The following is a 17,154-nucleotide window of genomic DNA, read 5'->3' as shown; positions in this document are numbered from 1 at the left end:
ACAACTGAACATCCCGCACAGCCACAACTGAACACGGTCATGGCACAGCCACAACTGAACAGCTCGCTACGGATGCACAGTCAGCGCCGGCCGGAAGAGGGGAGCCTCAGAAGATGTCCGGGCACCACGGTCGCTCGGACGTGCGCAACAGGGCGTCGGCCTTCCGGGCGGCGCCCTCTCGTTCTTCCCGGACCCGCCCGAGGGCCGCGAGCCGCGCCAGGGACCCGTCCCCGAGCCAGACCGTGGCCAACTCCCCCACCGGCAACGTGAGATCGGCGGCGGCACCGCCCGCCGGGGTGCAGGACGCCCCCTCCGGGGAGGCCTCCAGCCGGAACCGCCCCCCGGCCGGACCGGCCGGGTCCACGACCTCCAGCACCAGCGAGCCCGCCCCTTCGTACGTCCGCTCCTCCAGGGCCCGTACGACGTCCAGGATCCGCACCCACAGCCAGTCCGCCTGCTCGGTGACCCGGGCCGCGCGCGGGTCGGGCAGGAAGAACGGCAGCAGGTCGTCCGGGCCGCGCCAGCCGCTCTTGACCTTCGTGATCCAGTCGATCGAGCACAGGAAACGCCACAGGGCACCCTCGGCCGCCGGGGTCGCGCCGATCAGCCAGTTGACGTCGGCGGTGTTGTGCGGCTGCTTGCCGTGCCAGGTGTCGTCGGACTCGTACGACACCAGGCCCTCGACCTCGCCGGAGGCGGAGCGGTAGACGGCGTAGAACGGCTCGGTCCAGCCGCTGCCGAAGCGGACGGCACCGGTGTTCGCCTGCCACCACAGCTCGTCCCGGCTGACCGCGCCGGGCTGGGCGCGGCGCACCCGCTCGTGCAGCTCGGGGCCCAGCTTGCGCACGTCCTCGGCGTCCACCAGATCGATCCGGCCGCCGTCCTCGGGGCCGGACCAGCGGGGGTCAAGGCCGGCCCGCGGGACCTCGACGGTCCACTGGGTCGTCCAGGTCGCGGGTCCGAAGCCGTAGCGGCCGTAGATCGGGTACTCGGCGGCGATCAGGGTGGCGACGACGTCGCCGCGCTCCTTCGCCGCCGCCAGGTCCCGGTCCATCATGCGGGTCAGCAGGCCGCGGCGGCGGTGCGTGGGGGTGACGGTGACATTGGATATGGCGTCCGCGGGGACGGGGGTGCCGCCCACCGCGGTGATCTCCTGGGCGAACGAGCGGAAGGTCGCCACACAGCGGCCGCCGTCGAAGGCGCCCAGCAGACGGCCTTCGACGAACTGCCGGCGGCGGGCGTCCAGCTGCTCGGCGGTCAGCACCGGCTCGTGCAGGAACCCAGTCCTCAGAGCGCGGTGCCAGTCCTCGAAGTCGGCCTCGGTCACGGTGCGCACGTCGACAGTCATGCAGTCACCGTAGGCACGCGGCCCGGGCGGTGTCGCGAGGTTTTCTCCCGCCCACCCGGCCGTCCCCCGCGGCCACCCCGTCCGTCAGGTCAGCAGGTCGTCCACCTGGGCCTCGCCGACCCGGTAGCGGCGCGCGATCTCCCCGCTGCAGTCGTCGGTGGTGCGCTGCAGGCGCTGGCGGCGCCGGGAGACCTCCTGCTCGTAGCGGACCAGGCGGCCCATCGCGGTGGTCAGTTCCAGGTCGGTACGGGCCTCGAGGTCCGACAGCTCGACCTCGGCGAGCATGTCCGCGGCCAGCTGCCGGTACTCCTCGTTGTGCGGGGTGCCGAGCGTGACATGGCGGGCCGAGGAGCGCTGCCGGGCCGGGGCGTCGGTGAGGATCTCCGGGAGCCGCTCCACCACGGAGGCGTCCGCGGGCGTCGGCACGGACGCCCGGCCGCGCCGGGCCAGTTCCGCGCGCAGGATGTCGATCCGGCCCTGCAGCAGCCGCCGCACATAGCTGAGGTCCGCCTCGTCGCGCTGGGCGTCGCGGCGCAGGGTGCGCAGTTCCGGCAGGCTCAGCCCGGCCAGGTCGGGCTCGGGCGGCTCCGCGGGCAGTGCCGGGCCCGACGGGCCCTCGGCGCGCTGCGCGGGCGGCCGGTACGTCTCCAGCCGCCCGGTACTCGGTGTGCTCATGTGCTTGTGACCGTCCCCTCGACCGGCGTGTGGAAGCATCGTGCCACCCCAAGTGGCCGCTATGTGACCGAGTGCCCCCGAACGGCCCCAGATGGGGGCTTAAGGATCAATAATGCACCGCCTGTGACCAGGGGCGGGGCACCCGGCATGATGGTCCTCATGCGTGCGGTGGTGCAGAGGGTGGACGGCGCGAGCGTCGTCGTGGACGGCGAGACGGTGGGCGCGATCGAGGGCGAGGGCCTGTGCGTCCTGGTCGGCGTGACGCATGAGGACACCAAGGAGAAGGCGGCCCAACTGGCGCGCAAGCTCTGGTCGATCCGGATGCTGCAGGACGAGAAGTCCTGCTCGGACATCGACGCCCCGCTGCTCGTCATCAGCCAGTTCACCCTCTACGGCGACGCCCGCAAGGGCCGCCGCCCCACCTGGAACGCCGCCGCCCCCGGCGATGTCGCCGAGCCGCTGGTGGACGAGGTGGTCGCCCAGCTGCGAGCGCTGGGCGCGACGGTGGCGACGGGCCGGTTCGGGGCGCAGATGCGAGTGTCGCTGACGAACGACGGCCCGTTCACCGTGCTGCTGGAAATCTAGGGCTCTACGACGGTCTCCTGGGCGGCGGCGGTCTCCCCCGCCACCAGGCGCGCGTCTGTGGGTACGTTGCGCTTCACCAGGGCCAGGGCGATCGGGCCCAGTTCGTGGTGGCGTACCGACGTCGTCACGAAGCCGATCTTGCGGCCTTCGGGGCCCTCGTCCGCGAGGCGGATCTCGGTGCCGTGGACCGGCAGGTGGACCTCACTGCCGTCCAGGTGCAGGAAGACCAGACGGCGGGGCGGCTTGCCCAGGTTCTGCACCCGGGCCACGGTCTCCTGCCCCCGGTAGCAGCCCTTCTGCAGATGCACCGCCGTACCGATCCAGCCCAGCTCGTGCGGAATGGTCCGGTGGTCGGTCTCGAAGCCGACGCGGGGGCGGTGGTGCTCGACGCGCAGCGCCTCGTAGGCGAGCAGACCGGCCGCGGGGCCGTGCTCGGCGGCGAAGGACTCCAGGTCGGCTCGGGGCAGGAAGAGATCACGGCCGTACGCCGTCTCGCGCACGACGACGCCCTCGGGCACCTCGGCGATCGAGCCGGCCGGCAGGTTGACGACCGCGAAGTCGGCCGTGCGGTCGGCGACCTCGACCCGGTAGAAGAACTTCATCGACTCCAGGTAGGCGATCAGTGCCTCCTGGGTGCCGGGCTCCACATGGGCCCAGACCGTCGTACCGTCGTCCACCAGGTACAGCGCGTGCTCGATGTGCCCGTGCGCGGAAAGGATCAGCGCCTCGGTGGCCTCGCCCGCGGGCAGGTCGCTGACGTGCTGGGTGAGCAGCAGATGCAGCCAGCTGAGGCGGTCCTCACCGGAGACGGTGATCACCCCGCGGTGCGAGAGATCGACGAATCCGGTGCCGTCGGCGAGGGCGCGCTGCTCGCGGAACAGGTCGCCGTAGTGGGCGGCGACGCCTTCGTCCACGCCCTCGGCGGGGACGGCGCCGGGCAGGGACAGCAGGGGGCTCTTCATACGGGCAAGCCTACGACGTGGTAGTTGAACTCTTCAGAGAACAGTCCCGGCACCGGCCGAAGATCGCGAAGTGCTTCATGTCGGTGTCGAAGCCGAACTGCTGCCGCAGCTTGGCCGTGAACTCCGCGGCCACGTCCACGTCCGCCTCGATGACGTTCTCGCAGTCGCGGCACACCAGGTGGAGGTGGTGGTGGCGGTCGGCGAGGTGGTAGGTGGGCGCACCGTGGCCGAGGTGGGCGTGGCTGACCAGGCCCAGCTCCTCCAGCAGCTCCAGCGTGCGGTAGACGGTGGAAATGTTGACCCCCGACGCCGTCTTCCTCACCTCGCTGAGGATGTCGTCGGGGGTCGCGTGCTCAAGGGTGTCCACGGCTTCGAGCACGAGTTGCCGCTGCGGCGTCAGCCGGTAGCCGCGCTGCCTGAGGTCGCTCTTCCAGTCGGTGCTCACCACACCGGAAAGTCTAGAGCCACCCGCCCGGAGGCCTACTTGAAGAAGGCGATCCCGTCGTCCGGAAGGTCGTCCGGGAGGGCCTTCGCCCAGCGTTCGACGTCCTCCGGGGTGACGACCTTCTTCAGGTGGGCCGACATGTAGGGGCGCAGCTCGACCTCGGGGGTCTGCTTCTCGCCGACCCACATCAGGTCGCTCTTGACGTAGCCGTACAGGCGCTTGCCGCCGCTGTAGGGGCCGGAGGCGGCCGTGCGGGCCACGGCGTCCGTGACCAGGTCGATCTGGGGCTTCTTGGCGGCCATCTCGCCGTACCAGATCTCGATGACGCCGTCGTCGCGGGTCATCGTGACCTCGACCTTGCGGTCGGCGTCGATGCGCCAGAAGCCGTGCTCCGACTCCAGCGGGCGGACCTTGTTCCCGTCGTTGTCCAGGATCCAGGTGTGGGAGTGGTACTCCAGGAAGTCCCGGCCGTCGTGGGTGAAGGTGACCTCCTGCCCGAAGTTGCACTTCTCCGAGCCGGGGAAGTCGTGGACGCCGGCGCCGGCCCAGTTGCCGAGCAGGAAGGCGAGGGGGACCAGGTTCTTGTGGAGGTCGGACGGGATCTCGATCATGAGCGGCAGTTCCTAGGTGTGGGTCAGCGCTGGCCCTGGTACAGCTTCTTCACGGTCAGCCCGGCGAAGGCGAGGACGCCGACGCAGACCAGGACCAGCAGGGTTTCGAAGAAGATCTCCACGGGTGCTCCTTGAGCGAGGGTGGGCGTACGACAGAGCCGGGCCCCAGCTTACGCGGCCGCTCACGGGCTCTCCTGGCGAGGTCGGCCCGCAGGGGGCGGATTACGATGCGGCCATGGCGAAGAAGCTCGTGATCAAGGTGACGGCCGGGGCCGATGCCCCCGAGCGCTGCTCGCAGGCGTTCACGGTGGCGGCGGTGGCCGTGGCCAGCGGGGTGGACGTGTCCCTGTGGCTGACCGGAGAGTCGTCCTGGTTCGCGCTGCCGGGGCGGGCCGCCGAGTTCGAGCTGCCGCATGCCGCGCCGCTGCCGGACCTGATCGAGTCCGTCCTCGCGGCGGGGCGCATCACGCTGTGCACGCAGTGCGCGGCCCGGCGGGAGATCACCGAGAAGGACGTCATCGAGGGCGTACGGATCGCGGGCGCGCAGGTCTTCGTCCAGGAGGCGCTGGCGGACGAGACGCAGGCGCTCGTCTACTGACAGGCGCTCGTCCACTGAGCAGCCCGTCTCACGTCTTGGGCCGCTTCTTGCCGTCCAGCTCGTCCCACCACTCGTCGGACTGCGGGTCGCCGGAGGGGTCGTCCCACCAGCGGTCGTCGGGGCCGCGCCGGTTGGCCACCATCGCGGCCACCGGCGGGATGATCATGGCGACCACGCACATCCCGACCGCCACGGGGATCGACCAGAGGCGCACGACCGCCCAGGCCAGGACGAAGAGCCCGATGCAGGTCCCCATCATGGCGAGATACAGATGACGTCGCCTCGCGAGCACAACTCCAGGGTAGGTCCGGTCAGGCCGAAGGGCCGCACCCCAGGCGTCCAACCCGGGGGGTGCGGCCCTTCAGCCGGTACTGAGGTTCCTCAGACCGCGATCGCGACCTCGGCAAGGCCGCCCTGCTGGGCGACGACCGTGCGGTCGGCGGTGGCGCCGGGGACGAGGGCACGGACGGTCCAGGTGCCTTCCGCCGCGTAGAAGCGGAACTGCCCGGTGGCGGAGGTGGGGACCTCCGCGGTGAACTCGCCGGTCGAGTCCAGCAGGCGGACGTAGCCGGTCACGGGCTCGCCGTCGCGGGTCACCTGACCCTGGATCGTGGTCTCACCGGGCTTGATCGTCGAGGCGTCGGGGCCGCCGGCCTTCGCTCCACACATGTCTTTCTCCAGAGGGGTCTGACCGGAAGGAAGGCCGGTCGGGGTTTGCTTGCCTGGGTGCTTACTTGTTGGCGCCGAGCTCGATCGGCACGCCGACGAGGGAGCCGTACTCGGTCCAGGAGCCGTCGTAGTTCTTGACGTTCTGGACGCCCAGCAGCTCGTGCAGCACGAACCAGGTCAGGGCCGAGCGCTCACCGATGCGGCAGTAGGCGATCGTGTCCTTGGCCAGGTCGACGCTCTCCTCGGCGTACAGCTCCTTCAGCTCGTCGTCCGACTTGAAGGTGCCGTCGTCGTTGGCGTTCTTCGACCACGGGATGTTGCGGGCGGTCGGGACGTGCCCCGGGCGCTGCGACTGCTCCTGCGGGAGGTGGGCCGGGGCGAGCAGCTTGCCGGAGAACTCGTCGGGCGAGCGGACGTCGACCAGGTTCTGCGAGCCGATCGCGGCGACCACGTCGTCGCGGAAGGCGCGGATGGAGGTGTCCTGGGCCTTGGCCTTGTAGTCGGTCGCGGCACGCTCGGGCACGTCGGAGCCGTCGACCAGCTCGCGGGCGTCCAGCTCCCACTTCTTGCGGCCGCCGTCGAGGAGCTTGACGTTCTCGTGGCCGTACAACTTGAAGTACCAGTAGGCGTACGACGCGAACCAGTTGTTGTTGCCGCCGTAGAGGATCACCAGCGTGTCGTTGGCGATGCCCTTCTTCGACAGGAGCTTCTCGAAGCCCTCCTGGTCGATGAAGTCACGGCGGACCGGGTCCTGGAGGTCCTTGGTCCAGTCGATGCGGATCGCGTTCTTGATGTGGTTCTTCTCGTAGGCGGACGTGTCCTCGTCCACCTCCACGATGGCGATCGTGGGGTCGTCCAGGTGGTCCTGGACCCAGTCGGCGTCTACGAGGACGTCGCTGCGGCTCATGCTCTTTCTCCTCCGGGGCAGTTGCGGCGGGGCGTGCGAGTGCGTACGGGTACGGCTCCGGTTCGTCCGGAGGCGCACGGGTGCCCTTCCAGCAGGGCAGGGGGTGAGACGCGGAAGTCGGGGACTTTCGCTCAGAAGGGGCGACAGAGCATGGCGGCAACGCGGCACAGGTCCACTGCCCGCCGCTTTGTGAGATCCGCCTGTCGCTTCATGCGGTCGATCGTAGGGACGTCCGGGGGGCGTGTCACCGGTGTGTCGGATTCTGAGATGCGATCGTCCGGATAGCGGGATGAGAAAAGCGCCCGAGGCGTCGCGGGACGGCCTCCGGGCGCTTGCGTGGGTCGGTGCATCTACGGTGCGGACGTGGGCGTCTCGCCTGTCGGACAACCGCCGTTCCGCACGGCTGTCGTACTACCCCGCCAGCCTGACGTTCGAACCCTTCACGCTGACCTCCACACCGTCCTGGGCGGCCTGCACCCTGTCCAGCTTGATACCGCCGGGCAGCTGGCCGATCTTCACCTCGGAGACGTCGACGGCCTGGTTGCCGAACCTGGGCAGCCCGTCGGCGTGCACCTTCACCGTGTCGCCCTGGAGCGTGACCGTGCCGAGCACCGGGAGCGGCACACCCGCGACCACGACCGTGGCCCTGACCTTGCCGTTGCCACCGTAGGCGAGGCCGGTCACCTTGCCGGTGACACCCAGGGGCAGGTCGACCGGCTCGTCCTTGACCGCGTTCAGCAGCTGGTCGTAGGCGATCGTCGCCGTGCCGGTGGCGGTGGCCGCGGTGGCGGAGCTGTAGTCGCCGGAGAAGCCGACGCCCTTCATGTCGGCCTTGAGGTCGTCGATGCGGATGGTCTTGCCGTTGGTGGCGGTGGCCGCCTGGTAGTCCTTGATGCCGACCTCGACGTCGTCCAGGGAGCCGCCGGCGACCTGGGTGAGGAACGGGAAGCCCTTGATGTTCACGTCCGGGGTCGACGCGAGGTTCTCCGTCGACTTCAGCTTGTCCGCGGCCTCGCCCTCGGCGAAGTGCACGGCGACGCGGTCGACGATCAGGAAGAGCCCGCCCAGAATCACGACGAGGATCAGGATTATTCGCAGGGCGCGCATGTGGTGGTTCCCCCGGGTCGGTGGTCGTGTGCGGTGGTGTACCTGTACGCCACGGTAACCGGACGCACCGGGCCGTCGGCGCGTTGTGGATCACTTGTGACAAGGCTCGGTTCAGCGGTCGGCCACGGCAGTGGTTGCGCTGCCGCCGGTCGGGAGCTGGGCTTCCAGTCCGGCGAGGAGGGCGCGGAGGCCGCGTTCGAGGGTCTGTTCGGGGGCGGCGGCGTAGTCGGCGGCGGAGGGCTCCGCCAGGCGCGCGCGAAGGCGGGGGAATTCCCGGGCGACCTCGGCCGCCTTGGCCATGGTGGCCCCGATGAGCTCCTGCGGGTCCTGGCCGTCCCGGCCCAGACGCCGGTTGAGGGAGACCATGGCCGCTCCGCCGAGCGCGTTGCCGAGTACGTAGGTGAAAACAGCCGCGGCGACCTGGTCGGCGTCGGCGGGGGTGAACCCGGCCTGCTCGTACAGGGCGAGGCAGTGGTCGTCGTACCGCGCTTTGCCCGGGCCGTAGAAGAGGTGGGAGCCGAAGGCCTGCACCAGCCACGGATGGCGCTCGAACATGGCGTGCAGGTCGAGGGCGAGCGACACGGCCGCGGAGCGCCAGTCGGCCGCGCCCGGTTCCGGTAGCTCGATCTCGTGCCAGACCAGGTCTCCGGCCAGCAGGACGAGATCGTCCTTGTTCTTGACGTGCCAGTAGACCGCGGTGGCCGCGCTGTCCAGGCGCTTGCCGAGGCTGCGCATGTTCAGGCCTTCCAGGCCCTCCTCGTCGAGCAGCTCGACGGCGGTGCGGACGATCTGATCGCGGGTGAGCGTGGTGCGCGGCATGGGCCCACCATAGGGCGACCCCAGCCTCTTGCACAAAGTTCAGGAACCCACTTGCACGTAGTTCAAGTCCCGGGCTAACTTGTACTTGCACTTAGTTCAAGAAGCCGGGCGCCGAGGCAGGCGCACCGTTCCGAGGGGGAACCAGTCATGAACGTCTTCGTCGCCGCCCTGCAGCTGTCCGTCGCCGGCGCCTTCGTCAGCATCCCGGTCGTCCGGGCCCGCTTCGGGGCGACCGCCACCGCCGCCGCCCAGGCCGAGCTGAGCCGCCAGGGCGTGCGGACCACCGTGCTGGAGGAGAACGGGATGCGCTTCGACGCGGGCGGCCACGAGACCTGGGCCCCGGTGTCCATCGCCGCGGTCCTGGCCGCCACCGCGGCGCTGAACCTCATCGGCAACTCCTGGGCCGGGCTGCTCAGTTGGATCGTCCTGGGCCTGGTCCTGGCCATCAACTGCGTGATCCTCTACAGCAACCTGACCGCGACCGCCTCGGTCCGCGCCGCCTTCGCCCGCAAGGGCGAGCCGGAGCTGGCCCGCATCGACGTCGCCGCCCTGCTGAAGGCCGCCGAGTCCGGCTTCCCCCGCCGGGTCTGGGTCCTGCAGAACGCCCGCCACGTCATCGTCTTCGGCGCCGCCGCCCTCGCCCTCGGCGCCCTCGCCCTCGCCTGACGCCACGCCGGAAGCGGCCGGCCGGCGGCCACCGCGCCGGCCTCGACCTGGCATCCGAGGACTCAGCGTCTCAGCACGGCCTCGATGAAGAGTCCGGCGACGCTGAGGGCCGTGAGGACCGCGCTCACGGTGTCGCCGCCCTGGACCGTTCGCCTGCGCCGGCGGCTCCCGGGCGGCATACCGGGATGGAACGGGGGGATCGCATAGCCCGGGTCGATGGGCGTCCGGTCTCGCCGCGGCGCCTGTTCCTGCAGCCGCTTGCATTCCTCGTACGGCAGACCTGCGTCGTTCGTCATGCGCGGTGCTCCTTGCGCTGGTGCTCCCTCCGCTGGTGCTGCCGCAGCAGCACGTTCGCGTCCGTCTCCGCGCTGCGGTCGTACACCGCCCGGGCCTCCTCGCGCCGCCCGGCCAGTTCCGCGCAGCTCGTGCAGCCGGGGACGGGCGTGGGCGGGCGACCGACGTCCTCGGGGTCCGGCGGCGCGCTCACGCCGGCCGCGCGGGTGTGCTGGTTCGCCGCCCGCACTCCCGCGCTCAGCCGCTCCCGGGGCGTGGCCGGGCGCAAGGAGGCGGGGTCGGCCTGCCACTCCCGGCCGCCGCCGAGGGGACGCAGCATCGCGTACGGGCCTGACTTGTCCTGGTACTCGCCCACCCTCCTCGTCGCCGGGTCGTAGAGAAGGGATCCCGGTTCGAGGGGCTCCGACGTCGTTGTCATCGGGTTCCGCTCCTTTCCGTGAAGTCCTGTGCGCAGCGCAAGCACTGAACTACGCTGCGTGTTCGGGCACTTCGAGCATGGCGCACGGAAGAGGCGTTTGGGCTGTTGAGAGGCCCAACTTCAACGCCAGCCCCTCCAAATTCCACAAATTCCACAGCCGAGGAGCGCGATGCCGCAGCGAAGGGTGGTCACGGGACGCAGCCAGGAGCCAAGGGTGCGGTTCGCCGAGGAACTACGACGCCTGCGGACCGAGCGGGGCTTAAGCCTGCGGGATCTGGCGAAGGCGGTCGGCTGGGACCCGTCCCAGTTCGGGAAGATGGAGCGCGGGCACACGGTGGGCGGGCCCGAGGTCGTCCAGGCTCTGGACCAGTACTACGGAACGCCGGGCTTCCTGCTGGTTCTGTGGGAGTTGGCGGTGGGGGACCCGACGCAGTTCAAGGAGCAGTACCGGCGGTACATGGTCCTGGAGTCGGAGGCCGCGAGTTTGTGGCAGTACTCGGTGAGCAGGCCGCCGGGGCTGCTCCAGACTGAAGGGTACGCACGCGAGGCACTCGCGGCGGGTGGCCTGAACGGCGATGAGCTGGACCAGCAGGTCGAGGCGCGCATCGGGCGGCGAAAGGTGCTGGAGGGGGACGACCCGCCACCGTTCCGTGTCGTGCTCTCCGAAACGGTCCTACGGAACTCGCTGCGCCACGCCAGGGAGTGGAAGGGGCAGTTGGAGCACCTGGCCGCGGTTTCTGAGTCTCCCAACATCACCCTTCACGTGCTGCCGTTCGGCACCGGACTGCACGGCCTGGACAGCACCGACGTGATGTTCCTGCGGCTGCTGGACGGCCGTACGGTGGCCTATGTAGAGAACGACGCACGCGGTGAACTCATCGAGGAAACAAGCAGGGTTGAGCGCTTCCAGCGCACTTATGATGCCGTGCGCGACATGGCCATGTCCCCGGCCCAGTCGCTGAAGCTCATCCTGCGGATGTTGGAGGAAATGTAGTGCGAGCCATCGACCTGAGCGGCGCGGCCTGGCGCAAGAGCAGCTACAGCAATTCGGACGGCGGCAACTGCATCGAGATCGCCGACAACCTCCCTGTCGTCCCCGTCCGAGACAGCAAGGACCCCGCCCGCGGAATCCTCCTCTTCGGCGCGGGCGCCTGGTCGGCCTTCGTGGACGGAGTCAAGCACGAGGAGCCGCTCGGCTGAGCACGGTTGGATCAGCCCAGGGCGCGCCCGAGTACCCACACCACCGGCGCCGCCGCCGACAGCGGAAGCGCCACTCCCGCCGTGAAGTGCACGAAGCGGGACGGGTAGTCGTAGCTGGCGACCCTGTGGCCGATCAGGGCGCAGATCGCCGCTGCCGCTCCCAGGGCGGCAGCGCCCTTCGCGCCGAGGTCCGTCATGCCGCCGATGGCGATGCCCGCGCCGGCGGCGGCCAGCACCGAGACCACGACCGAGGCCGGGGTCGGCAACGGCAGCGCGCGGGCCAGGATCGCCACGGCCACCGCCGCCGCGCCCACCGACACCGCGTGCGGGTCGGCGGCCAGGTAGCCCGTCGCCAGGACCGCGAGGGACGAGGAGGCGACCGTCGCCATCAGGCCGTACATCCGCTCGTCCGGCGAGGCGTGCGAGCGCAGCTGGAGGACCAGGGCCAGCAGGACCCAGATGCCGAGGGGGCCGAGGATCGCGGCCGGTGCGTGGTCGCGGCCCGCGGCCAGGACCGCCACGTCCGCGGTGAGTCCGCCCGCGAAGGCCAGCGCGATGCCCTGCCGGGCGGGCCACATGCCGTTCAGCCGGAACCAGCCCGCCGCCGTCACGGCCTGGAGCAGCACCAGCGGTACGACGAGGGCGTACGAGGCGACCGGGGCCGTCGCGGCGAGCAGCAGGCCCAGCACGGCGGTGAGCAGCGCCGGTTGCATGCCGGGCTCGATGATCGGGGAACGGCCCTCGAGACGGGCCCGCTGCGCGTCGGTGACGCGGGAGTTGCCGGCGAGGGTGGCGGGGCCGTAGCCGGGCCCCGGCTCGGGCACCGATTCGGGCTGCGGCGCGGGTGCGGGCGCAGGCGCCGGTGCAGGCTCGGGTGCCGGTGGTGCGTAGTGCTGCTGCTGGTGCTGCTCCTGCTGGTACGCCTGCTGCTGGTACGCCTCCCGCGGCGGCAGGTACGACGTGTCCACCGGCGTCTGCAGCGACGCGTGGGTCTGCGTCTCCCAGGTCTGGCCCTGCCACTGCTGGGTGTGCTGCGGGTCGTACCCCTGGTCGTAGCCCTGGTACTGCTGATGGCCGGGCCACGCCTGGGGCGCCTGCTGCTGGTACGGGTCGTACCCCTCGTAGGAGCCGCCCTCGTACGGGCCGCCCTGATACGGCTGGTCGCTCATCCTCACCCTCCTGCGAACGGCGGGAGCACCTCGACCGTGCCGCCCTCGGCCAGCCGTACCGTCTCATGCGCGCGGGTCCCGACGGGGTGACCGTCGACGAGGAAGGAGCATCGCTGCAGGACGCGCGTGAGTTCACCGGGGTGTCGCTCACGCACCGCGGCGAGTGCGTCGGCGAGCGTGGCCGCGTCGTACGGCTCCTCGGCGACCTGGGCCGCGGCCTTGGCAGCGGCCCAGTAGCGGACCGTGACCTTGGGCATCTGATTCCTCAATCGACGGCAGGAGAACAACAGGACTGGATGGTGTCAGGCTAGCCCGCCCGTGCGACCGCCCAGTCCCCGATCCGGGCCAGAAGGCCGTCGTCCGCCGCGTGCTCGGCGTGGCCCATGCCGGGCTCCACCCAGAGTTCGCCGTGGTCACCGGCCGCCTCGGCCAGCATCCGGGGGTGGTCGAGGGGGAAGTAGCCGTCGCGGTCGCCGTGCACGATGAGGAGGGGGGTGGGGGCGATCCTCGGGACGGCCTGGACCGGAGAGAGCGGTACCGGGTTCCAGTCACGGTGGTGGATGCGGGTGCGCAGGCCGTAGCGGCCGACCAGGCGGCCCTCGGGGCGGGTGACCAGCCAGTGCAGGCGGCGCATGGGGGCCGTACCCCGGTAGTACCAGCGCGCGGGGGCCGATACGGAGACCACCGCGTCCACCGTGCCCTTCCCGTGCAGGGCCGCGTGCCGCAGCACCACCGAGCCGCCCATCGAGAAGCCGACGGTCACCACGCGCGCGTGCCCGAAGCCGCGCGCCCACTGCACCGCCGCGGCCAGGTCCAGGACCTCCTTGTCGCCGACCGTGGAACGGCCGCCCGAGGCGCCGTGGCCCCGGAAGGAGAAGGTGACGACGGCGCCGTAACGGGCGAGCACGCCCGCCACCCTTCGTACATGCGGCCGGTCCACGTCCCCGGTGAAGCCGTGGGCGATCACGAACGCCAGGTCACGGGAGGGTGGACGGGAGGCGTCCGGCGCCGCTTCGTATACGGCCGCGGTCGGGTTGTATACGGAATCGACCGGAACTCCATCGGCCGTGCACAGAAACGTCCGGATAGAGCCCTGTCTGCCCGTCTCGGGATTCGGACGAACGGTGGAACGTGCCGCGTGACCTGCCGGACGGATGCTCATGTGGGCTATTCTGCTGGGCAGAGGACTCGGGCAGCGCAGCCCCCGGGTCCTTTTGTGCTTTCGGAAGCGCTGTATACGAGGCGGGAAACCGCAGGTGTACGGGGCGCCGGGATCGCAGAGCAGTGCCGCACCGCACACGTCCTCGCAGGGACCGAGGAGGAACCAGACGTATGAGTTCTCTGCTGCTCCTGACCAACGCCCTCCAGCCGTCGACGGAGGTGCTGCCCGCGCTCGGCCTGCTGCTGCACAACGTGCGGGTGGCCCCGGCGGAAGGGCCCGCCCTCGTCGACACCCCGGGCGCCGACGTCATCCTCATCGACGGGCGCCGCGACCTGCCCCAGGTGCGCAGCCTGTGCCAGCTGCTGCGCTCCACCGGCCCCGGCTGTCCGCTCCTCCTCGTCGTCACCGAGGGCGGCCTGGCCGCCGTCACCGCGGACTGGGGCATCGACGACGTGCTGCTCGACACCGCCGGCCCGGCCGAGGTCGAGGCCCGGCTGCGGCTGGCCATGGGCCGGCAGCAGATCGTCAGCGACGACTCCCCGATGGAGATCCGCAACGGCGACCTCTCCGTGGACGAGGCGACCTACTCCGCCAAGCTCAAGGGCCGGGTCCTCGACCTGACCTTCAAGGAGTTCGAGCTGCTCAAGTACCTCGCCCAGCACCCGGGCCGGGTCTTCACCCGCGCCCAGCTGCTGCAGGAGGTCTGGGGCTACGACTACTTCGGCGGCACCCGGACCGTGGACGTGCACGTACGGCGGCTGCGCGCCAAGCTCGGCCCCGAGCACGAGTCACTGATCGGCACCGTCCGAAACGTCGGTTATCGATTCGTTACGCCCGAGAAGGGTGACCGGTCCGGCGACGACGCCAAGGCCAAGGCGAGCCGGGCAAAGGCGGAGGATGCGGACGCATCGGCCGTGCCGGCCGGCTCCGAGCTCCACGCGGACGCATAAGAGACGCCCACGGCACGCATGGCCACCGCTCGGGCGGGGCATTGCTTCCGCACAGTCGTGATGCGATACGCCCTGCCCAGAGCGGGTCCATCCGCGTAGACTCCGCGCGTGGCCAAGGTGACTCGGGATGACGTGGCACGGCTGGCTGGGACCTCCACCGCCGTCGTCAGTTATGTCATCAACAACGGACCCCGGCCGGTCGCCCCGGCCACGCGCGAGCGTGTCCTCGCGGCGATCAAGGAACTGGGGTACCGCCCCGACCGGGTCGCCCAGGCGATGGCGTCCCGGCGCACCGACCTCATAGGCCTGATCATCCCGGACGCCCGCCAGCCCTTCTTCGGCGAGATGGCGCACGCGGTCGAGCAGGCCGCCTCCGAGCGCGGGAAGATGGTCCTCGTCGGCAACACCGATTACATCGGCGAACGCGAGGTCCACTACCTGCGCGCGTTCCTCGGCATGCGGGTGGCCGGCCTGATCCTCGTCTCCCACGCCCTGAACGACCTCGCCGCGGCCGAGATCGACGCCTGGGACGCCCGGGTGGTGCTGCTGCACGAGCGCCCGGAGGCCATCGACGACGTCGCCGTCGTCACCGACGACCTGGGCGGCGCCCAGCTCGCCGTACGCCACCTGCTGGAGCACGGCTACGAGTACGTCGCCTGTATGGGCGGTACGGCCGAGACGCCGGCCGTCGGCGACCCGGTCTCCGACCACGTCGAGGGCTGGAAGCGGGCCATGGCCGAGGCGGGCCTGACCACCGAGGGCCGGCTGTTCGAGGCGCCGTACAACCGCTACGACGCCTACCGCGTGGCCCTGGAGGTCCTGTCCGGCCCGAACCGGCCGCCCGCGGTCTTCTGCTCCACCGACGACCAGGCGATCGGCCTGCTGCGGGCCGCGCGCGAGCTGCGCATCGACGTGCCCGGCCAGCTGGCGGTGGCCGGGTTCGACGACATCAAGGAGGCGGCGCTCGCCGACCCGCCCCTGACGACCGTCGCCTCGGACCGCTCGGCGATGGCCCGGGCGGCGGTGGACCTGGTCCTGGACGACGGGCTGAGGGTGGCGGGCTCGCGGCGCGAGCGTCTGAAGACGTTCCCGTCCCGGCTGGTGGTCCGCACGAGCTGCGGCTGCGGCTGAGATCTTTATATCGGGCAAACGAGGTTCTGCCGGGCTTCTCAGGGAGCACTCAGGAAGCTCTCATGGTCGCGGGACATCCTCATGTCATGACCGAGAGCCAGGGCGCATACAGCCAGCAGCAGCACAGCTACTCCGCTCCCGTGAACCCCGAGGGGCCGCCCCCGCCGCCGTACGAGCCGGTGACGGCCCCGAGCCCGGCCCCCGAGCCCGGCCCCGCGCCCAGGAGGAAGCGCACCCGAGGCCCGATCGGGCTGCTCGCGGCGGTCGCGATCGTCGCGGCCGCGGTCGGCGGCGGCACGGCCTTCGCCTTCCAGGAGCTGACCGGCAAGGACACGGTCGCCTCCGCCGGGACCACCACCCATGTGGTGCCCTCCAGCAAGAGGGGCGACGTCGCCGCGATCGCCGCCGCGGTCAGCCCGAGCGTGGTCGAGATCCAGGCGACCCTCGGCAGCGGCTCCTCCACCGGCTCCGGCGTGATCATCACCAGTGGCGGCGAGATCGTCACCAACAACCACGTCGTCGCCGGCGCCACCTCGATCAAGGTGCGCACCAGCGACGGCAAGAGCTACACCGCCGAGGTCGTCGGCACCGACAGCTCCAAGGACCTCGCGCTGATCAAGCTGAAGGGCGCCTCCGGGCTGAAGGCCGCCTCGCTCGGCAACTCCTCGGGCGTCCAGGTCGGCGACACGGTCGTGGCGATCGGCTCCCCCGAGGGCCTGACCGGCACCGTCACCAGCGGCATCGTCTCCTCGCTCAACCGTGACGTGACCGTCTCCACGGACGAGAGCCAGGGCCAGGGCGGCGACGGGCAGTGGCCGTTCCAGTTCGGCGGCCGCCAGTTCAACGGCGACACGGGCTCGTCCACGACGACCTACAAGGCGATCCAGACGGACGCCTCGCTGAACCCCGGCAACTCCGGCGGCGCGCTCATCGACGCGAGCGGCAACGTCATCGGCATCAACTCCGCGATGTACTCGTCGAGTTCGCAGGCCTCGTCGTCCTCGGCCGCGGGCAGCATCGGCCTCGGCTTCGCGATCCCGATCAACACCGTCAAGTCCGACCTGGCCAAGCTGCGGGCGGGCTCCACCAGCTGACACCCCCTGCGGGGCGAAAGAGGGAGTACGTCATGATCAAGCAGGTTTCCCACCCGGTCGCCGGCACCGCTCCGGCCGACGTGACCCTGGCACTCTCGGTCGTGCAGGAACTGCACGCGCCGACCCCGGCCCCGCGCGCCCCGGAGATCCCTCCGGTCCCGCAGCTGATGGGCCTGCACACCTCCGCCGACCGGCCGCACCGCCGCAAGGTGCCGCTGCACCGCCTCTCGGCGATCCGCGAGCTGACCAATCTGGCCGTCTGAAGCGCCTGCGGCACGCACGCCGGGCGGACCGGAAACATGCGACGCTGAGAGACATCCCTACCGCACGACCCACCGCACCCC

General features: G+C 70.8%; 24 protein-coding genes. 9 read left to right on the top strand and 15 right to left on the bottom strand.

All coding sequences use genetic code 11. The annotated features are described in order from the left end of the window. Positions 1-106 precede the first annotated feature (106 nt). Both ACZ5DS_RS22920 and ACZ5DS_RS22915 read right to left on the bottom strand, forming a co-directional pair. On the bottom strand, positions 107-1,348 hold the full coding sequence (locus ACZ5DS_RS22920; RefSeq protein ID WP_468241506.1) for a GNAT family N-acetyltransferase: 1,242 nt from the start codon (positions 1,346-1,348) through the stop codon (positions 107-109). Positions 1,349-1,432: 84 nt separating this feature from the next. After that, the gene (locus ACZ5DS_RS22915) at positions 1,433-2,023 is read right to left on the bottom strand and encodes an RsiG family protein (protein ID WP_468241504.1); all 591 of its coding nucleotides are present in this window, start codon (positions 2,021-2,023) and stop codon (positions 1,433-1,435) included. A gap of 159 nt (positions 2,024-2,182) precedes the next feature. On the opposite strand from ACZ5DS_RS22915, the gene dtd reads away from it, so the two are divergent. Beyond that, on the top strand, positions 2,183-2,608 hold the full coding sequence (gene dtd / locus ACZ5DS_RS22910; protein WP_468241502.1) for a D-aminoacyl-tRNA deacylase: 426 nt from the start codon (positions 2,183-2,185) through the stop codon (positions 2,606-2,608). Here dtd and ygfZ read toward each other — a convergent pair. The 3 genes from ygfZ to ACZ5DS_RS22895 are packed head-to-tail and all read right to left on the bottom strand — an operon-like array spanning position 2,605 to position 4,626. After that, entirely contained in the window at positions 2,605-3,570 is a 966-nt protein-coding gene (gene ygfZ / locus ACZ5DS_RS22905; protein WP_468241500.1) for a CAF17-like 4Fe-4S cluster assembly/insertion protein YgfZ, read from the bottom strand. The genes dtd and ygfZ overlap by 4 nt on opposite strands. Positions 3,571-3,580: 10 nt before the next feature. Then, the gene (locus tag ACZ5DS_RS22900; protein WP_468241497.1) at positions 3,581-4,018 is read right to left on the bottom strand and encodes a Fur family transcriptional regulator; all 438 of its coding nucleotides are present in this window, start codon (positions 4,016-4,018) and stop codon (positions 3,581-3,583) included. Between the two features lie 32 nt (positions 4,019-4,050). After that, complete coding sequence (locus ACZ5DS_RS22895) at positions 4,051-4,626, bottom strand: heme-binding beta-barrel domain-containing protein (protein ID WP_468241495.1); 576 nt, start codon at positions 4,624-4,626, stop codon at positions 4,051-4,053. Between the two features lie 235 nt (positions 4,627-4,861). Between ACZ5DS_RS22895 and ACZ5DS_RS22890 the strand changes: the two genes are divergently transcribed. Continuing rightward, a complete protein-coding gene (locus ACZ5DS_RS22890; RefSeq protein WP_468241493.1) occupies positions 4,862-5,224 on the top strand; it encodes a DsrE family protein in 363 nt (120 codons plus the stop codon). A gap of 28 nt (positions 5,225-5,252) precedes the next feature. Here ACZ5DS_RS22890 and ACZ5DS_RS22885 read toward each other — a convergent pair whose 3' ends face one another. The 5 genes from ACZ5DS_RS22885 to ACZ5DS_RS22865 all read right to left on the bottom strand — a co-directional run bounded on the left by ACZ5DS_RS22885 (position 5,253) and on the right by ACZ5DS_RS22865 (position 8,726). After that, entirely contained in the window at positions 5,253-5,516 is a 264-nt protein-coding gene (locus tag ACZ5DS_RS22885; RefSeq protein ID WP_468241490.1) for a DUF3099 domain-containing protein, read from the bottom strand. Between the two features lie 89 nt (positions 5,517-5,605). Beyond that, positions 5,606-5,893, bottom strand: a complete 288-nt coding sequence (locus ACZ5DS_RS22880) for a DUF1416 domain-containing protein (RefSeq protein ID WP_010351646.1) — start codon at positions 5,891-5,893, stop codon at positions 5,606-5,608. Between the two features lie 61 nt (positions 5,894-5,954). Beyond that, the gene (locus ACZ5DS_RS22875; protein ID WP_468241487.1) at positions 5,955-6,800 is read right to left on the bottom strand and encodes a sulfurtransferase; all 846 of its coding nucleotides are present in this window, start codon (positions 6,798-6,800) and stop codon (positions 5,955-5,957) included. A 411-nt stretch (positions 6,801-7,211) separates the two neighbouring features. Then, positions 7,212-7,907 carry an LmeA family phospholipid-binding protein gene (locus ACZ5DS_RS22870; protein ID WP_468241484.1) on the bottom strand — a complete coding sequence of 232 codons (696 nt, stop codon included), beginning with the start codon at positions 7,905-7,907 and terminating at the stop codon, positions 7,212-7,214. A gap of 111 nt (positions 7,908-8,018) precedes the next feature. Further along, complete coding sequence (locus ACZ5DS_RS22865; protein ID WP_468241481.1) at positions 8,019-8,726, bottom strand: TetR/AcrR family transcriptional regulator; 708 nt, start codon at positions 8,724-8,726, stop codon at positions 8,019-8,021. A 147-nt stretch (positions 8,727-8,873) separates the two neighbouring features. Between ACZ5DS_RS22865 and ACZ5DS_RS22860 the strand changes: the two genes are divergently transcribed. Continuing rightward, positions 8,874-9,392, top strand: coding sequence for a hypothetical protein (locus ACZ5DS_RS22860; protein WP_468241479.1), 519 nt, complete (start codon positions 8,874-8,876; stop codon positions 9,390-9,392). Positions 9,393-9,454: 62 nt separating this feature from the next. Here ACZ5DS_RS22860 and ACZ5DS_RS22855 read toward each other — a convergent pair whose 3' ends face one another. Continuing rightward, positions 9,455-9,688: a hypothetical protein gene (locus tag ACZ5DS_RS22855; RefSeq protein ID WP_468241477.1), complete on the bottom strand. Its 234-nt coding sequence runs from the start codon at positions 9,686-9,688 to the stop codon at positions 9,455-9,457. Then, a complete protein-coding gene (locus ACZ5DS_RS22850; RefSeq protein WP_468241475.1) occupies positions 9,685-10,104 on the bottom strand; it encodes a hypothetical protein in 420 nt (139 codons plus the stop codon). The genes ACZ5DS_RS22855 and ACZ5DS_RS22850 overlap by 4 nt, the downstream gene beginning before the upstream one ends. A 169-nt stretch (positions 10,105-10,273) precedes the next feature. On the opposite strand from ACZ5DS_RS22850, the gene ACZ5DS_RS22845 reads away from it, so the two are divergent. After that, positions 10,274-11,098 (top strand): helix-turn-helix domain-containing protein, encoded by an 825-nt coding sequence (locus ACZ5DS_RS22845; RefSeq protein WP_468241473.1) that lies wholly within the window; start codon positions 10,274-10,276, stop codon positions 11,096-11,098. Further along, positions 11,098-11,304 carry a DUF397 domain-containing protein gene (locus ACZ5DS_RS22840; RefSeq protein WP_468241470.1) on the top strand — a complete coding sequence of 69 codons (207 nt, stop codon included), beginning with the start codon at positions 11,098-11,100 and terminating at the stop codon, positions 11,302-11,304. Before ACZ5DS_RS22845 ends, ACZ5DS_RS22840 begins: the two co-directional genes overlap by 1 nt. Before the next feature lie 11 nt (positions 11,305-11,315). Here the strand turns inward: ACZ5DS_RS22840 and ACZ5DS_RS22835 are convergent, their stop codons facing one another. Genes ACZ5DS_RS22835 through ACZ5DS_RS22825 form a run of 3 tightly spaced genes read right to left on the bottom strand, consistent with a single transcriptional unit; the run spans position 11,316 to position 13,635 of the window. After that, positions 11,316-12,473, bottom strand: a complete 1,158-nt coding sequence (locus tag ACZ5DS_RS22835) for a hypothetical protein (protein ID WP_468241467.1) — start codon at positions 12,471-12,473, stop codon at positions 11,316-11,318. Positions 12,474-12,475: 2 nt separating this feature from the next. Further along, positions 12,476-12,730, bottom strand: a complete 255-nt coding sequence (locus tag ACZ5DS_RS22830) for a MoaD/ThiS family protein (RefSeq protein ID WP_468241465.1) — start codon at positions 12,728-12,730, stop codon at positions 12,476-12,478. 50 nt (positions 12,731-12,780) lie between these two features. Continuing rightward, on the bottom strand, positions 12,781-13,635 hold the full coding sequence (locus tag ACZ5DS_RS22825; RefSeq protein WP_468241462.1) for an alpha/beta hydrolase: 855 nt from the start codon (positions 13,633-13,635) through the stop codon (positions 12,781-12,783). 170 nt (positions 13,636-13,805) lie between these two features. On the opposite strand from ACZ5DS_RS22825, the gene ACZ5DS_RS22820 reads away from it, so the two are divergent. The 4 genes from ACZ5DS_RS22820 to ACZ5DS_RS22805 all read left to right on the top strand — a co-directional run bounded on the left by ACZ5DS_RS22820 (position 13,806) and on the right by ACZ5DS_RS22805 (position 17,073). After that, positions 13,806-14,585, top strand: coding sequence for a winged helix-turn-helix transcriptional regulator (locus ACZ5DS_RS22820; protein WP_468241459.1), 780 nt, complete (start codon positions 13,806-13,808; stop codon positions 14,583-14,585). A gap of 108 nt (positions 14,586-14,693) precedes the next feature. After that, positions 14,694-15,716, top strand: coding sequence for a LacI family DNA-binding transcriptional regulator (locus tag ACZ5DS_RS22815; RefSeq protein WP_468241456.1), 1,023 nt, complete (start codon positions 14,694-14,696; stop codon positions 15,714-15,716). Positions 15,717-15,802: 86 nt separating this feature from the next. Beyond that, positions 15,803-16,810, top strand: coding sequence for a S1C family serine protease (locus ACZ5DS_RS22810; protein ID WP_468241453.1), 1,008 nt, complete (start codon positions 15,803-15,805; stop codon positions 16,808-16,810). A 32-nt stretch (positions 16,811-16,842) separates the two neighbouring features. Further along, a complete protein-coding gene (locus ACZ5DS_RS22805) occupies positions 16,843-17,073 on the top strand; it encodes a hypothetical protein (RefSeq protein ID WP_468241451.1) in 231 nt (76 codons plus the stop codon). Positions 17,074-17,154: the final 81 nt, after the last annotated feature.

Source organism: Streptomyces sp. NPDC031100 (assembly GCF_055570785.1).
This window is presented reverse-complemented; position numbering and strand designations above follow the sequence as displayed.

Excerpts from the sequence above, each read along its gene's own strand:
- ACZ5DS_RS22875 (WP_468241487.1), bottom strand. The coding sequence starts at position 6,800 with ATGAGCCGCAGCGACGTCCTCGTAGACGCCGACTGGGTCCAGGACCAC.
- ACZ5DS_RS22895 (WP_468241495.1), bottom strand. The coding sequence starts at position 4,626 with ATGATCGAGATCCCGTCCGACCTCCACAAGAACCTGGTCCCCCTCGCC.
- ACZ5DS_RS22865 (WP_468241481.1), bottom strand. The coding sequence starts at position 8,726 with ATGCCGCGCACCACGCTCACCCGCGATCAGATCGTCCGCACCGCCGTC.
- ACZ5DS_RS22820 (WP_468241459.1), top strand. The coding sequence starts at position 13,806 with ATGAGTTCTCTGCTGCTCCTGACCAACGCCCTCCAGCCGTCGACGGAG.
- ACZ5DS_RS22825 (WP_468241462.1), bottom strand. The coding sequence starts at position 13,635 with ATGAGCATCCGTCCGGCAGGTCACGCGGCACGTTCCACCGTTCGTCCG.
- ACZ5DS_RS22835 (WP_468241467.1), bottom strand. The coding sequence starts at position 12,473 with ATGAGCGACCAGCCGTATCAGGGCGGCCCGTACGAGGGCGGCTCCTAC.
- ACZ5DS_RS22845 (WP_468241473.1), top strand. The coding sequence starts at position 10,274 with ATGCCGCAGCGAAGGGTGGTCACGGGACGCAGCCAGGAGCCAAGGGTG.
- ACZ5DS_RS22860 (WP_468241479.1), top strand. The coding sequence starts at position 8,874 with ATGAACGTCTTCGTCGCCGCCCTGCAGCTGTCCGTCGCCGGCGCCTTC.
- ACZ5DS_RS22915 (WP_468241504.1), bottom strand. The coding sequence starts at position 2,023 with ATGAGCACACCGAGTACCGGGCGGCTGGAGACGTACCGGCCGCCCGCG.
- ACZ5DS_RS22850 (WP_468241475.1), bottom strand. The coding sequence starts at position 10,104 with ATGACAACGACGTCGGAGCCCCTCGAACCGGGATCCCTTCTCTACGAC.
- ACZ5DS_RS22880 (WP_010351646.1), bottom strand. The coding sequence starts at position 5,893 with ATGTGTGGAGCGAAGGCCGGCGGCCCCGACGCCTCGACGATCAAGCCC.
- ACZ5DS_RS22810 (WP_468241453.1), top strand. The coding sequence starts at position 15,803 with ATGACCGAGAGCCAGGGCGCATACAGCCAGCAGCAGCACAGCTACTCC.
- ygfZ (WP_468241500.1), bottom strand. The coding sequence starts at position 3,570 with ATGAAGAGCCCCCTGCTGTCCCTGCCCGGCGCCGTCCCCGCCGAGGGC.
- ACZ5DS_RS22920 (WP_468241506.1), bottom strand. The coding sequence starts at position 1,348 with ATGACTGTCGACGTGCGCACCGTGACCGAGGCCGACTTCGAGGACTGG.
- dtd (WP_468241502.1), top strand. The coding sequence starts at position 2,183 with ATGCGTGCGGTGGTGCAGAGGGTGGACGGCGCGAGCGTCGTCGTGGAC.
- ACZ5DS_RS22890 (WP_468241493.1), top strand. The coding sequence starts at position 4,862 with ATGGCGAAGAAGCTCGTGATCAAGGTGACGGCCGGGGCCGATGCCCCC.
- ACZ5DS_RS22830 (WP_468241465.1), bottom strand. The coding sequence starts at position 12,730 with ATGCCCAAGGTCACGGTCCGCTACTGGGCCGCTGCCAAGGCCGCGGCC.
- ACZ5DS_RS22805 (WP_468241451.1), top strand. The coding sequence starts at position 16,843 with ATGATCAAGCAGGTTTCCCACCCGGTCGCCGGCACCGCTCCGGCCGAC.
- ACZ5DS_RS22855 (WP_468241477.1), bottom strand. The coding sequence starts at position 9,688 with ATGACGAACGACGCAGGTCTGCCGTACGAGGAATGCAAGCGGCTGCAG.
- ACZ5DS_RS22870 (WP_468241484.1), bottom strand. The coding sequence starts at position 7,907 with ATGCGCGCCCTGCGAATAATCCTGATCCTCGTCGTGATTCTGGGCGGG.